Annotated in this window: 12 protein-coding genes; 7 read left to right on the top strand and 5 right to left on the bottom strand. The window is 60.4% G+C overall.

All coding sequences use genetic code 11. From position 1 onward, the window contains the following. Positions 1–183: 183 nt before the first annotated feature. Genes EN861_RS33390 through EN861_RS33370 form a run of 5 tightly spaced genes read left to right on the top strand, consistent with a single transcriptional unit; the run spans position 184 to position 3552 of the window. Positions 184–681, top strand: coding sequence for a tail fiber protein (locus EN861_RS33390; protein WP_127872743.1), 498 nt, complete (start codon positions 184–186; stop codon positions 679–681). Positions 682–693: 12 nt separating this feature from the next. Next, positions 694–1203, top strand: a complete 510-nt coding sequence (locus EN861_RS33385; protein ID WP_135867720.1) for a tail fiber protein — start codon at positions 694–696, stop codon at positions 1201–1203. A gap of 10 nt (positions 1204–1213) precedes the next feature. Next, positions 1214–1747 (top strand): tail fiber protein, encoded by a 534-nt coding sequence (locus tag EN861_RS33380; protein WP_135867719.1) that lies wholly within the window; start codon positions 1214–1216, stop codon positions 1745–1747. A gap of 30 nt (positions 1748–1777) precedes the next feature. Beyond that, the gene (locus tag EN861_RS33375; RefSeq protein WP_189343799.1) at positions 1778–3016 is read left to right on the top strand and encodes a hypothetical protein; all 1239 of its coding nucleotides are present in this window, start codon (positions 1778–1780) and stop codon (positions 3014–3016) included. 17 nt (positions 3017–3033) lie between these two features. After that, on the top strand, positions 3034–3552 hold the full coding sequence (locus EN861_RS33370; protein WP_245512166.1) for a GNAT family N-acetyltransferase: 519 nt from the start codon (positions 3034–3036) through the stop codon (positions 3550–3552). A gap of 225 nt (positions 3553–3777) precedes the next feature. Here EN861_RS33370 and EN861_RS33360 read toward each other — a convergent pair whose 3' ends face one another. Next, positions 3778–4053 (bottom strand): hypothetical protein, encoded by a 276-nt coding sequence (locus EN861_RS33360; protein ID WP_135867717.1) that lies wholly within the window; start codon positions 4051–4053, stop codon positions 3778–3780. A 319-nt stretch (positions 4054–4372) separates the two neighbouring features. Here EN861_RS33360 and EN861_RS33355 point away from each other — a divergent pair, with 319 nt between their 5' ends. Further along, a complete protein-coding gene (locus EN861_RS33355) occupies positions 4373–5179 on the top strand; it encodes a SapC family protein (protein WP_135867716.1) in 807 nt (268 codons plus the stop codon). A 226-nt stretch (positions 5180–5405) separates the two neighbouring features. Here EN861_RS33355 and EN861_RS33350 read toward each other — a convergent pair whose 3' ends face one another. The 4 genes from EN861_RS33350 to EN861_RS33335 all read right to left on the bottom strand — a co-directional run bounded on the left by EN861_RS33350 (position 5406) and on the right by EN861_RS33335 (position 9796). Continuing rightward, positions 5406–5783, bottom strand: coding sequence for a hypothetical protein (locus tag EN861_RS33350; RefSeq protein WP_127276717.1), 378 nt, complete (start codon positions 5781–5783; stop codon positions 5406–5408). Between the two features lie 42 nt (positions 5784–5825). After that, positions 5826–6422: a hypothetical protein gene (locus EN861_RS33345; protein WP_135867715.1), complete on the bottom strand. Its 597-nt coding sequence runs from the start codon at positions 6420–6422 to the stop codon at positions 5826–5828. A gap of 26 nt (positions 6423–6448) precedes the next feature. Then, on the bottom strand, positions 6449–7780 hold the full coding sequence (locus EN861_RS33340; RefSeq protein WP_135867735.1) for a hypothetical protein: 1332 nt from the start codon (positions 7778–7780) through the stop codon (positions 6449–6451). A gap of 138 nt (positions 7781–7918) precedes the next feature. Further along, on the bottom strand, positions 7919–9796 hold the full coding sequence (locus EN861_RS33335; RefSeq protein WP_135867714.1) for an adenylate/guanylate cyclase domain-containing protein: 1878 nt from the start codon (positions 9794–9796) through the stop codon (positions 7919–7921). 888 nt (positions 9797–10684) lie between these two features. Between EN861_RS33335 and EN861_RS33325 the strand changes: the two genes are divergently transcribed. After that, complete coding sequence (locus EN861_RS33325; protein WP_127276725.1) at positions 10685–12214, top strand: lytic transglycosylase F; 1530 nt, start codon at positions 10685–10687, stop codon at positions 12212–12214. Positions 12215–12248 lie beyond the last annotated feature (34 nt).

The following is a 12248-nucleotide window of genomic DNA, read 5'->3' as shown; positions in this document are numbered from 1 at the left end:
CTCGCCAGGCGATTCTTACATACGCCTCAATCGAGGCCTGTAAAGTATATAGTTAACAATATACTTGAAGTTGCCAGTAAGCGATCCGGTGGAGATTTATGAAAATTTATCCGGATTAAGTATTACCAGTAGACTTATAATTCGTGACGTGTATAGTCCGAAGCGGCAGTGGGAGGGTATCGCATGTCAGAGCCGTTTCTGTCCGAAATCCGCATCATGTCCTTCGGTTTCCCGCCCAAGGGGTGGGCGTTCTGCGACGGCCAACTGCTTCCCATAAATCAGAACCAGGCTCTGTTTTCACTGCTCGGCACGACCTTTGGCGGCGACGGCCGGGTAAATTTCGGCTTGCCGGACTTCCGGGGCAGGGTCCCGATCCATGTCGGCAACGGGCATGACCTCGGCGGGCGGGGCGGCGAGCAATCCCACACGCTGTCGATTGCGGAATTGCCGACCCATGTTCACCAGGCGAGAGCGACGAACGCCAACGGCACGGTGCCCCTGAACTCCGGGAATTTCCTGGGGGCTTTCAACAATGGCTATGCGCAGGCTACCAACCTGACCTCGTTGCACCCTGCCAGCATCGCCAATGTTGGCGGTTCGCAGGCGCACCTCAACATGCAGCCTTTCCTGACATTGAACTTCTGCATCGCCCTGCAGGGCATTTTCCCGTCGCAGACCTGAGGAAACGCGATCATGGCACAACCCTATGTTGGCGAAGTTCGCATGTTTGCCGGCAATTTCGCGCCGGCTGGGTGGATGCTCTGCGAAGGACAACTGCTGCCTATCTCGGAAAACGAGACGCTGTTCCAACTGATCGGCACCACCTATGGCGGCGACGGCGAAAGCACTTTCGCGCTGCCCGACCTGCGTGGCCGGCTACCGCTCCATCAGGGCAACGGCTTCACCCTGGCCGAGACTGGCGGCGCGGAGGAAATCACGCTGTCGATCCAGCAGATCCCGGCTCACTCGCATCCCATGCTGGCATCGGGCCAAACCGGTACCGGGACCAATCCGGGCGGGAATGTCCTCGACCAGACGACGGGGACGATCTTCATGTACATCGATGGCCAGGCGCCCGATGGGCCGATGGCCGCGACCATGGTGTCACCCGTCGGCGGCAGCCAGCCGCATAGCAATTTCCAGCCGTATCTATGCATCAACTTCATCATCTCGCTGTTCGGCATTTTCCCGTCGCAGACCTGAGAGGACCGTCATGGCCGATCCGTTCGTTGCGGAAATCCGCATTTTCCCGTTCAATTTCGCGCCCAAGGGCTGGGCGCTGTGCGACGGGCAGATTTTGCCGCTGTCGCAGAACACGGCGTTGTTCTCGTTGCTCGGCACGACTTATGGCGGCGACGGCAAGTCGAACTTCGCGCTGCCCAATCTCCAGGGCAGCGCGCCAATGCACCCCGGTCAGGGACCTGGCCTGTCACTGCACGATCTCGGAGAGAGTAGCGGCTCGGAGACGGTGACGCTGCTCCAAAGCGAAATACCGATCCATGCGCACAACGTTATGGTCGGAACCCAGGACGTCGCCGACGTCCAGGTGCCCAGCCCGTCGAGAATTCTCGGCAAGTCGGGTGGCGCTTTCGCCTATGTTCCAGGGACGCCGATACCCGCGCTGACGCCAATGAACGACAACATGCTCGCGCCTGCCGGCGGTGACCAGCCGCACAACAATCTGCAGCCTTATCTCACCTGCAATTTCTGCATCGCCCTGCAGGGCGTGTTCCCACCGAGAACCTGATTTTCGAGCCAACAAGGCGGGGCCGTTACCATGGCTAACGAAGACGCTCACTTACCCTCCCATGCGGCGCCAACCGGGCACGTGCCAGGCGTGTCGTTCTTCGAACTGTCGCGGCTGATGGTCGTCGGCATCGATTCCGCGGCGGGACGGCTGATCCAGAAGGCCCAAGTCGCGCCCAACGGGGCGTGGCCTGCCGCATGGTCTCCCATCGCCGCCGGCGCCTGGGTGATCATGACCGCGGGTCTCACCAAGGACGGGCGCGTCGCCGTGGTGGCCCAACCGACCGGCACCACCAACCTGTCTTTCATCACGGAGGACGCCAACCAGGTCGGTCCGGTCGAAAAATGGAACCCGCCGGTCGGCATTGGCGCGCCGCCCGGCGCAACAAGCTACCAGAAACTCTCGATGGCGCGCGACGCTGACGGCCGCGTCGAAATCTTCCTCACCGACAATCAGGGCCGCATCTGGTGGATCTACCAGAACCCGGACGTGATCGTTCAGGTTCAGAAAACCATCACGCCGCCCGGCACCACGACGCCGATCGTCGTCACCGTCGACGAGCTCAGGCCGCCCGCACAGCCCTGGAGCGCCTGGATACAACTGACCGGCCAGCTCGTGGCGGTCACGGCGCTGCGCCAGGCGGACGGCCGCATTGCGCTCTTCGGCATCAACTCAGCCCTTCATCTCTATCGCTGCCAGCAGGCCAAGGCCCAAGCGCTGACGGTGGCCGACTGGACGCCATGGGTGCAGATCGACGCCGGCTATCCTTTCACGGAAATGGCGCCGATCGTCGGCCCGCTGGGCGCCACCAATCTTTTTGCCATGACGCAGCCGGGCCAGGTCCTGCATACCAAGCAACTGCCGGCGGGCTCCGACACCTGGACGAACTGGGCGACGCCCGGTTACAGCAGGGTTCCCAGATACACGCTCTGCGCCGGCATCCAGGGGGACGGTGACATCATGCTGGTCGCCTCCGACCAGCAGCATGTCCACTCGTTCAACGCCCAATACGACGCGGCCACCCAAAACTGGTCTGGATGGCGTGATTTCAGCGCCTCCGGCGCCAACACACGGCTGTCGCTCGACTACAATGCCGATGGTCGCCTTGCCTTGTTCAGCATGATGATCACGAACGATGGGACCAATGGTCTGTGGACGATCAACCAGATGGCCATGGACAGTTCCGAATGGGAGTGGAGCTGGACGGCTCTGGCCACCGGCAACCTCAAGCAGATCGCGGTGGTGCGCGACCTGACGCCGCCGGTCTGACGTTGACCGCAAGCGGCGTGGCTTTGGTCTATCCCGCTCCGGCGTGGTCCCGGTCACGGCAGGCCGGCCTCGCTTTCCGTGCCGCCGCGGAGGCGGACATTGCCTTCCTGTCGCGGCTCTATGCCTCGACCCGCATGGAAGAGCTCGCCGTGACGGACTGGAGCGAGGCGCAGAAGGCCGCCTTTCTCGACATGCAGTTCCAGGCGCAGCACGCGCACTACCACAAGCACTATCCGCAGGCCGACTGGCTCGTGGTGAGCCATGCCGGGCAAGACATCGGCCGGCTCTATGTCGAGCGCTGGCCAAGCCAACACCGCATCATCGACATCGCTTTTTTGCCTGTGCATCGCCGCAAGGGCTATGGTGGCGCCCTGTTGCGCGACCTGAAAGACGAGGCATGCTTAGCCGGCAAACTAATATCGATCCATGTCGAGAAGAACAACCCAGCAAGGCGGCTCTATTTCGATCTCGGCTTTGTCGTCGTCGAGGACAAGGGCGTCTATGATCTGATGGCCTGTTCTCCGGCGGATCCATGATCGTTGGTTGGCGCTGCCCCTCACCTGCCTGCCGGCATCCTCTCCCCGTAAACGGGGCGAGGGGCGCTGTCATCGCCGCTTTCGCCAATCACAAGCGTTGCAGAAAATGCGCCGGCGTTGCGGCCAGCCGCTCTCGCCCCGTTTACGGGGAGAGATGTGCGACAGTGAGGGGCGGCGCCGACGGCTAAGATTGTCGCTTTTTGGCCCTGCAGCTCAAAACCGGCGTTAATTGAACACCGCTTCGTAGGTCCGGCCGGCCGCGTCGGCTGCAACCGGCACGATGAAGATGTCGTGGACCCCGCTGGTGCCGGCAAGGCTGTAGGTCGCCTGCGGCAGCGCGATCTCGCGCGGTCCCCGGAACAGCAGGGAAAAACCGCCGCCCGGGCGCGGGCTGGCCGCGATGCGGTTGACGGCGCTCAGTTCGAGCGAGATACGCCCGCCTCCGGTCTCGACGATGAACGCCTGCCCGATCGCTTGTTCGAAATCCGCGGCCGCCGCCATTGCGCTCGCCTCAAAGCCGTTTGCAGCACTGTCGCCGCTTCGCCGCGAGCTGTCCAGAACTGTTTAATTCCCGTCGTTCAGAACGGAAAATCGTCGAACACTTTCCTGGGGTTGTGCGCCATCGCGCGAAGCGCTCGGCGCCCAAGACAATTCACCGCCGCAAACCGCAAAATACAGCAGCCCATGTCCTTTTGCGCGTGCCGGCGACACTGTAGTACTTTGTTCCGATACGCGCCTGGCGCAACAAGACAGAGCTTCGGCAGCGACGCCGGACGCTGATTGGCCGGCTTGAACGGCTTGCGGGAGAAAAGGACGGACGATGGCTGAAAGTGGTGCGAAAACAGGGACGGCGCCGGCAAAGGGGGGCGACGCCATGCCGTTGTTCTATACGAGGCCAGAGGCGCTCAACCCGATCCGGCACGGCTCGCTGGGGCTGACCGCGCGCAGCGATTTTTCCTTCGCGGGCTCGGCGCACGCCATTCCGGTGGTGGCGTCGGAGATGCCGGCGGCGATGCGCTCCTACCCGATCGTCTTCATCGGCGCCGGCAAGGCGCCTGTCATCATCACCGGCGTGCGCCAGGACGAAAACCTGTTCGTCGATGCCGACGGCATGTGGAACGCGCCGCATTACATCCCGGCCTATGTCCGCCGCTATCCCTTCATCCTGGCCGAGGACCCGACGTCGGCCGGCCGGCTGACGCTGTGCGTCGACCGGGCGAGCGAGCGTGTCGTCGACCAGCTCGTGGCACCGTTCCGTGACGACAAGGTGCTGCCGTTCTTCAGCGGAAACGAACCGACCGAGGCCACCAAGCAGGCGCTCGCCTTCTGCAACCAGTTCCAGATCGACTTCAGGGCCACCCGCGAGATGGTCGACAAGATCGACGCGCATGGCCTGTTTTCGCCGCGCCAGAGCAAGGTGACGCTGGAAGGCGGCGAAGTGCTCAACCTCACCGATTTCCAGGTGATCGACGAAGCGGCCTTCAACAAATTGAGCGACGAGGCTTTCCTCGACCTCAGAAAGTCAGGCGCGCTCGACCTGCTCTATTGCCACCTCGCCTCGACCAACAGCTGGACCTCGCTGGTGCACCAGGCGTCGGTCCGCAAGGCGGAGGGGGCGAAGGGCTGATTTCTGGCGCTCATGGTTGGGGCTCTCAAGAACGCCCAAAGTCGAACGGCCTTCCGGGAGCCGGGGTTCGTCCGTAACAAGGAGCGAGCTGAAAGACTTGGGGGAGGCCGCCGCGGAAGCCGCATGATCAAGCAGATGCTTGGCCCGCGGACATCATGAACCCTGGCAAGATTTCGCCGGCATGAGGGCAGAGCCGTTGATACCGATGTGACTTGTGACTTTACGGCTAGTCACAGCTTTTTTGCTTGGAAGTGACCAGCTTCAGGGACACAGTGATGGTTCCATCCTCAGAGCCGCTTACGATGGTTTCCTCGAAAGTTTCATTCTTGATGCGAACGTAGTATTCCCCGGGTGAAGCCCCGTCTTGTGCTTTAACTTTAAAGGTAATTGTCGTCGTATCTTCAATGGTTACGTCGTTGTCGAATACCACTAGATATGGCTCGCTCTTTAAAGTGCCAGCATCGATAAAGTCAATTACCAGGTATTCCGTGTCGTTAAACCAACCACGGTCTGGGGCTACCGTCACACTGACCGTAACCGGATCTCCGCCTCTTACAGCATTCCCTTCAGGTGTATCGACACGTACTATATCTACTCTCGCCATGGCCCATCTCCCTTCGGCCTTCTCAATTAACGATCGAAAACGCTAGTCCATATCGCCGCGCCCGCCGCGGTTCATGGCGCCACCGGACCGTCCCATCGCACCGCCGGACCTGCCCATGGCGCCGCCGGATCGCCCCATCGCACCGCCGGATCTGCCCATTGCTCCGCCCGATCGACCAAACGAACGCGGGTCCAGCTCAGCACTCAACAGGACATCTTCGAGCGTTCCGGTGTCGAGTTCCAGCCGCATTGTCAGGTCACTCTTGTCGTAGACCCAGACCTGCATTCCGCGCGCGAACGAGCCTATCTGCGATGACAGTCCGGTATAGGCAGGGTCGCTTGGACCGCGGCTCATGACCTTGAGATCGGTGTCCCCCGGGGCCGGATAATCAACGACAGTGCCAGGCCCATGGACAAGAAGTATGGTCGGTCGGGCCAGCTCGTAGAACTGCGCTTCAAAGGTGAACGCATAGATCCTTGCCAGCAGGCTACCGGAAGCGTCGATCTGGTTCTGCAGGAATCTATTGTTGCCAAGCCTTGGAGGCCGTCCCCCATCGACCCTCTTCTTGAGCTTCAAATCTTCAAGAACTCTACCGAACAAATGTATGGTTGAGGTACTTAGAATGGTTTCAGTCGTCATGGATCACCCCATCATCTGCATGTCGGTCAAAGGTCGGCGCCACTTCTGGACATCCAATATTTCTCGAAATAGCTCATGTCCGGCAGGCGCGCCTGGTCTAGTGGATGAGCGATTCGGCCCTCATGAACATGGCTCTTTCGGTTTGGCTTCGTCAGGCGAGGCCCGGCACGGTAGCGAAAAATCCCTCTTCGGTCGAAATCCCGGAAGATGATCCTCGATAGTTCTCCTCCGGTCATGCTGTCGTCGACCGCGAGCATCGTTCTCGCCACGTCACGGTAGTCCAGGAAATCCGGGGCGAGAGCCCAAAGCGTCTCGGCGAGATAGGTACCCACGATATCCCGCGCGTCGAGCAGCGCTTCGACGAAACCTTCCGGGTTGCGAGCGAAATCGCGGTCAAAGACTTCCTGGATCGGCAGCTCGGCGGCTGGATCGATCTCGGCGAGGTCGGCAAGATTTTCGGCCTCCGGCGAGATCAGTCCTCGAGCCACCAAGCTCTCGTGAAAGACATCGACCAGAATGTCGAAGACGGCGCCCGTGAGAGGTTGTGACAGTGCATGCTCGTCGGTCCAGCCGTCGGCAAAGTCGGCCATCGTCCGCTTGTTGTTGGCCTCGCGTATCTGGCGGTGCGGCGAGAATTCCGAGAATCGAGAGAGTTGGTTGGCGATGTAGAGGTTCCCACGCGTCACCGTCAGGACATTATCGATCACGGAGGGAAAATGCATGGCCGCGATCAACGAAACGCAGTCCGAAAAGGCCTCCTGAAAGCCCAGATATTCGGGGAACTCAGCGCCCGGGTTCGGTATGCCAAGGACGCTGTAGACGAATGCATGGCCAACCTCGTGCGCGATAATATCGAAGTCGAGGCTGAACGGGAGCGTGCGTCCGTCCTTCACGAATTGGCTGCCGAGCTCAAGGAAGCCATAGCCGTATTGGGCGTTGTCCCAACCTGGCAGGATCGAAATTTCCAGACGGTCGTAGTGATCGTGGAAATGCCAGGTGATCGGCTGGCCGATGTAACGCTCCCAAACGTCGAGGGTGAAGCGCGCGCACCCGAACGCGTGGGCTGCTTCGAAGCCGGGCGTCGAGGGCTGATAATGATCGAAATTGCCTTCCTCATCGGGAACGGCCGGATCGAGGATCGCTCGCGTCCAGGGCGGCAGGGAGATAACGGGCGTACCCAACGGGCCGTGGTTGACGCCATAGGGCCGCGTCTTGTCGACCGGCTCGACGACATACATACGATCGTCGGACGGGCCAGCTCCGACGCTGCCTCGCGGGGAAGAAACCGTAATGATCTCGGGGCTTGACGTAGGGTCTTCGAACGGAGGCTGAACAAACAGCCTGAACCGGGTACCCATTCCCCACCTCTCGGTTATATTAGTAACATAACATAATATCCGTGAGATGGCGAGGGCGTTGGTTTGTCGGGTTAATTCTTCCTGAAGGACGGTTCTTGATTGTCGGCAACAAAATTGCCCCAAGAACAATGCGTATCGCTACTGCAGGAGCTGGAGCAACTTCTGGTAGCGGGGATGACTGCGAACAGAGGCGAAATCGGAATCGTTCTTGAACCAGAGTCTCATCTCGGCGCCAGCCTGCGGTAGCCACACTTCCAAAAGGTCGATCGAGCGTTCGAATTCTCCCAGCAACGCATAGGTACAAGCGGCGTTGTATTGGACGTTGATATCGCCAGGGTCGATTTCCAGAGACCGGCCAAGCCACTTCGCGGCCTTCTCGCGTTCACCAAGGAAGGCCAGCACGATCGCTCCCAGGCAGGCACAATTGGCGTTCTCCGGATGCAGACGGAGTTCCTCTTCCGCTCTCTCCAATGCGATCCGCGCATAAAGCTCCGCGTCGTTCTGTTGGCCGAGAGTGCGGAAGACGTTCACCAGCATGACCGGTGCGCCGTAGTCGGTCGGTTTAATCTCCATCGCGCGCAGGAAGTACGTCGCGGCGAGCTCGAACTGGCCGCCGGTCACGCAGAACTCGGCATAGTAGCGGTTGGCCTCGTGGCAGTTGGGGTCGAGCGTGAGGGCCTGTTCGAACGCCGCCGCGGCCTCGGAGCGGCGGTCGGCGAGGGACAGGGCAAAGCCCCTGGCTGAATGCGCCTCGGCCAGATTCGGGTCCAGAGCCAGGGTCTTGTCGGCGGTCGCGAGAATGTCGTCCACCTGGATCGAAGAGCCGTAGATCGACTGAAGGCGTACGTCGCAGACCGCCAAGCCTGCATAAGCGCGGGCATATCCCGGATCAAGCTCGATGGCCCTGATGTAGCTTTGTCTGGCCATCAGGTGGTTCGCTCTGGTCGCGATGTGGCTGTAATCGCGGCCTCGAAGATAATGCGTATAGGCTTCGACACTGTCCGTCGGCGCCAGCTCGATAGCCTTCTTCTCTTCGGGCAGGAGCCTGACCCTGAGCTGCGCCACGACCGCCTTGGCGATTTCGTCCTGCACGGCGAAGATGTCGGTGAGGTCGCGGTCGAAGCGGGCAGCCCAGACGTGTCCGTCCGTGGCGCCCTCGATCAGCTCGGCATTGATCCTGACCCGGTTTCCCGCCTTGCGGACGCTGCCCTCGACAATGTAGCCGACGCCAAGTTCCCTGGCGATGCGTTCCATCTTGTCGGTCCTGCCCTTGAAGGCGAACACGGTATTGCGGCTGAGCACGAACAGGCCGGAGACGTTCGAGAGGTCGGTTATGATATCTTCCGTGATGCCGTCGCTGAAATACTGCTGGTCGGGATCATTGCTCAGATTGGCGAAGGGGAGGATCGCCACCGACGGCTTGTCGGACCGCACCAGTGTCTGGACGCTCCTGGCTGCAATATGCGTCTCGACTTGCGAGACGCCCTGGTCCCAATTGGCGAAATAGACGTGCACCGGCTGAGCAATGTTCTTGACGGTCCTGGCGCCCTGATCGGCGAAGTCGACGCCCAGCTTGTTGCCGACCTCATGGCGCACCACTTCCGAGCAGGCGATGCCGCCGGGTATTGCGAGCCCCTGCAGCCGCACCGCAAGATTGACGCCGTCGCCATGGAAATCATCACCGTCGACGATGATGTCGCCAAGGTTGATGCCAATGCGGAACTTGAAATGCCGGGCCTCGGGGATGCCGACATTCCGCTCGGACATGCCGCGTTGGATCTCGACCGCGCAGCGCGCCGCATTGATTACGCTGCCGAACTCCACCAGGAAGCCGTCACCCATCACTTTAAAGATGCGCCCACCGTGCTTGGTGACGGTCGGATCGAAGAACTCCCGTCGATGCTGCCGAAGGAGATTGAGCGTGTGCTCCTCGTCGGCCTCCATAAGACGGCTATAGCCGACCACATCAGCCGCCAGGATCGCCGCCAGCCGACGCTCAACATGCTCCTCGGACATGTCGTCTCCTGAAATCGCGGACAATAATTCCGCCTGATTTAGTTTTAACTGATTTACCTCCTCGGCGCCAACGTCGCTGAAACGGTCGCTCGCGGTCGCCGACCGGGTGGCGCGGCGCCAGTCGCACCCCAAGCGATCCGGCCGTACGGTCGACGTCGTTCACGGGAATAGCAACGAACGGGGGTGACCCAGAACATCGTTCCTCGACCTGCGCAAAACCGGCACGCTCGGCCTGCTCCATCGCCATCTTGCCTCAAGGTTCTGATTTGTCCATGTCGTGGTTCCGGAACGAGGACACTTCCGGGCGACATGCATCAACTGGTTGTTTTCGCCGCAATTCCCCCTACATGCGGCGGCTTTCATGCCTTCAGGTCAGTGTGACTGTCGAAACGTCGTCGTGATCCAGTTCTTGCTGCAGCATGATCTTGTCCGAAAGCAGTTCCATTGCCGCGACGGTCTTGCGGGCCGCCCTTGGGCGTGGCGCTGCAACGCCAAAACTGCTATTTAGGGCAGCGAACCGCAAGCTGGCGACCAGGCACCGCCATGCGGATCGCAATGAAGGAGCGGGTGGCATCGGTGGGTACGCCGGTGCAAGGGTCGTGGAGGCGGGGGGCAATGTCAACTTCATTGCGCGTGGATCGCGCCGGTTGGCGCGCTGGCGTTTCTTTGTTCCGTGGCAAATGGCCGATCGCTTCCAATGAGCATGCCTCAATGGAGAACACATGCTCCTGGCCGAGTTTCCGCCATCTGGCTCGACTTGGCCAAGATGCGGGCTTTTGTCGTGCACAAGAAAACTCGAATACCATACTCCAGCAACAGTTGGCTCAGGATGACGTTCGATCCATGATCTGATGGCTCGGCGAAGCAGAGGGGTGAACCGGGATGATAATGGCCGACTTGATACTCGATACTTTTCAGTTCTTCCTTCTGGTGACAAGGCGAAACAGCCGTGGCGCGGCTTTGATCTTCCGGAGGGCCGTAGCGCGCATCGTGCCGGCCCTCATCGTGCTTGCCCTGGCCTCGCTGCTTTTCCCCAATCTCTCACAGTCCAAAGAGGCCGCTTTGCGCCCCGGATTTGACGCCTGGACCGGCGACTACGGCGGAATGGAAAAGAGACGTCTTATCCGAATCCTGGTCCCTTACAGCAAGACGATCTACTTCATCGACCGTGGTGAGCAACTTGGCACGGCGGTCGAGTTTGGCCAGGCGCTTGAGCGGCAGATCAACAAGAACAAGAAAAAGGAAATCGAAAAAATTCGTGTGGCCTTCGTGCCGGTGGCCCGGGACCGGCTGCTTCCCGCGCTCATCGAAGGGCGCGGAGACATTGTCGCGGCAAATCTGACGATTACCCCATCACGGCAGCAGATCGTCGACTTCACGGATCCCCTGGCGAGCGGCGTGAAAGAAATCCTGGTCACCGGCCCGGCCGCGCCGAAAATCGCCGCCATCGACGATCTCGGCGGCAAGGAAATCCGCGTTCGCGCGAGCAGCAGCTATTTCGAGCATCTGCAAAAGCTCAACAGCGACCGGCGCGCGGCGGGCCAAGCCGAGATCGGCATCGCGCCGATCGACGAAAATCTCGAGGATGAGGATCTTCTGGAGATGGTCAATGCCGGCCTGCTGCCCTGGTGCGTGGTCGACGGCCACAAGGCGCGGATCTGGTCCAGGGTCTTCGATAACATCGAACTGCACGATGACATTGCGATAGCGCAGGACGGGGAAATCGCCTGGGCGGTCCGTAAGAACAGCCCGGAACTGATGAAAAGGCTCAACGCTTTCGTCAAGCAATACAAGGTCGGGACGACCTTCGGCAACATTTTGAAGAAGCGCTACTACCAGGATGACAAGATGGTGCGTTCCGCCTACGAGCAGTCCGAGGTCGATAAATTCCAGGCTCTGCGCGACGCCTTCGAGAAATATAGCGCTGCCTACAAACTCAATGCGTTGCTGCTGGCCGCGCAGGGATACCAGGAATCGCGTCTCGACCAGAGCGAACGCAGCTCTCGGGGCGCCGTCGGCATCATGCAAATGTTGCCGTCGACTGCTGCCGATAAGGCGATAGGCATCAGCGGCATAGCGGAAAGCTCGGATCGCAATATAGAAGCGGGCGCAAAATACATGCGTTATTTGTCGGCAACCTATGTGAACGATGCCGAACTCGACCCAGTCAACAGGGCGCTGTTGACGCTTGCCGCCTACAATGCCGGGCCTGGCAACTTGCGCAAATTTCGCAGTGCCGCGAAGACGATGGGCCTCAACCCCGATCTATGGTTCGGCAATGTGGAGAACGGCGCCGCGAAGGTGGTTGGGCGCGAAACGGTTCAGTATGTCGGAAATATCTACAAATATTTTGTGGCTTATACGCTGCTCGAGGAGCAGAAAGCGCGGCGTGGCGTGAACAAGGCGCAGTCAGAGTAAATCAGCTCGTATTTCGGCATGGCTGGCTCAATGA

Origin of the sequence: Mesorhizobium sp. M8A.F.Ca.ET.218.01.1.1 (genome assembly GCF_004791165.1) — a bacterium.
In the GTDB taxonomy this organism is placed as follows: Bacteria; Pseudomonadota; Alphaproteobacteria; order Rhizobiales; family Rhizobiaceae; genus Mesorhizobium.
The sequence above is the reverse complement of the archived record's forward strand: the minus strand, read 5'-3'. Positions and strand labels throughout refer to the sequence as shown.

Excerpts from the sequence above, each read along its gene's own strand:
- EN861_RS33325 (WP_127276725.1), top strand. The coding sequence starts at position 10,685 with ATGGCCGACTTGATACTCGATACTTTTCAGTTCTTCCTTCTGGTGACA.
- EN861_RS33360 (WP_135867717.1), bottom strand. The coding sequence starts at position 4,053 with ATGGCGGCGGCCGCGGATTTCGAACAAGCGATCGGGCAGGCGTTCATC.
- EN861_RS33380 (WP_135867719.1), top strand. The coding sequence starts at position 1,214 with ATGGCCGATCCGTTCGTTGCGGAAATCCGCATTTTCCCGTTCAATTTC.
- EN861_RS33350 (WP_127276717.1), bottom strand. The coding sequence starts at position 5,783 with ATGGCGAGAGTAGATATAGTACGTGTCGATACACCTGAAGGGAATGCT.
- EN861_RS33385 (WP_135867720.1), top strand. The coding sequence starts at position 694 with ATGGCACAACCCTATGTTGGCGAAGTTCGCATGTTTGCCGGCAATTTC.
- EN861_RS33390 (WP_127872743.1), top strand. The coding sequence starts at position 184 with ATGTCAGAGCCGTTTCTGTCCGAAATCCGCATCATGTCCTTCGGTTTC.
- EN861_RS33375 (WP_189343799.1), top strand. The coding sequence starts at position 1,778 with ATGGCTAACGAAGACGCTCACTTACCCTCCCATGCGGCGCCAACCGGG.
- EN861_RS33340 (WP_135867735.1), bottom strand. The coding sequence starts at position 7,780 with ATGGGTACCCGGTTCAGGCTGTTTGTTCAGCCTCCGTTCGAAGACCCT.
- EN861_RS33335 (WP_135867714.1), bottom strand. The coding sequence starts at position 9,796 with ATGTCCGAGGAGCATGTTGAGCGTCGGCTGGCGGCGATCCTGGCGGCT.
- EN861_RS33355 (WP_135867716.1), top strand. The coding sequence starts at position 4,373 with ATGGCTGAAAGTGGTGCGAAAACAGGGACGGCGCCGGCAAAGGGGGGC.
- EN861_RS33345 (WP_135867715.1), bottom strand. The coding sequence starts at position 6,422 with ATGACGACTGAAACCATTCTAAGTACCTCAACCATACATTTGTTCGGT.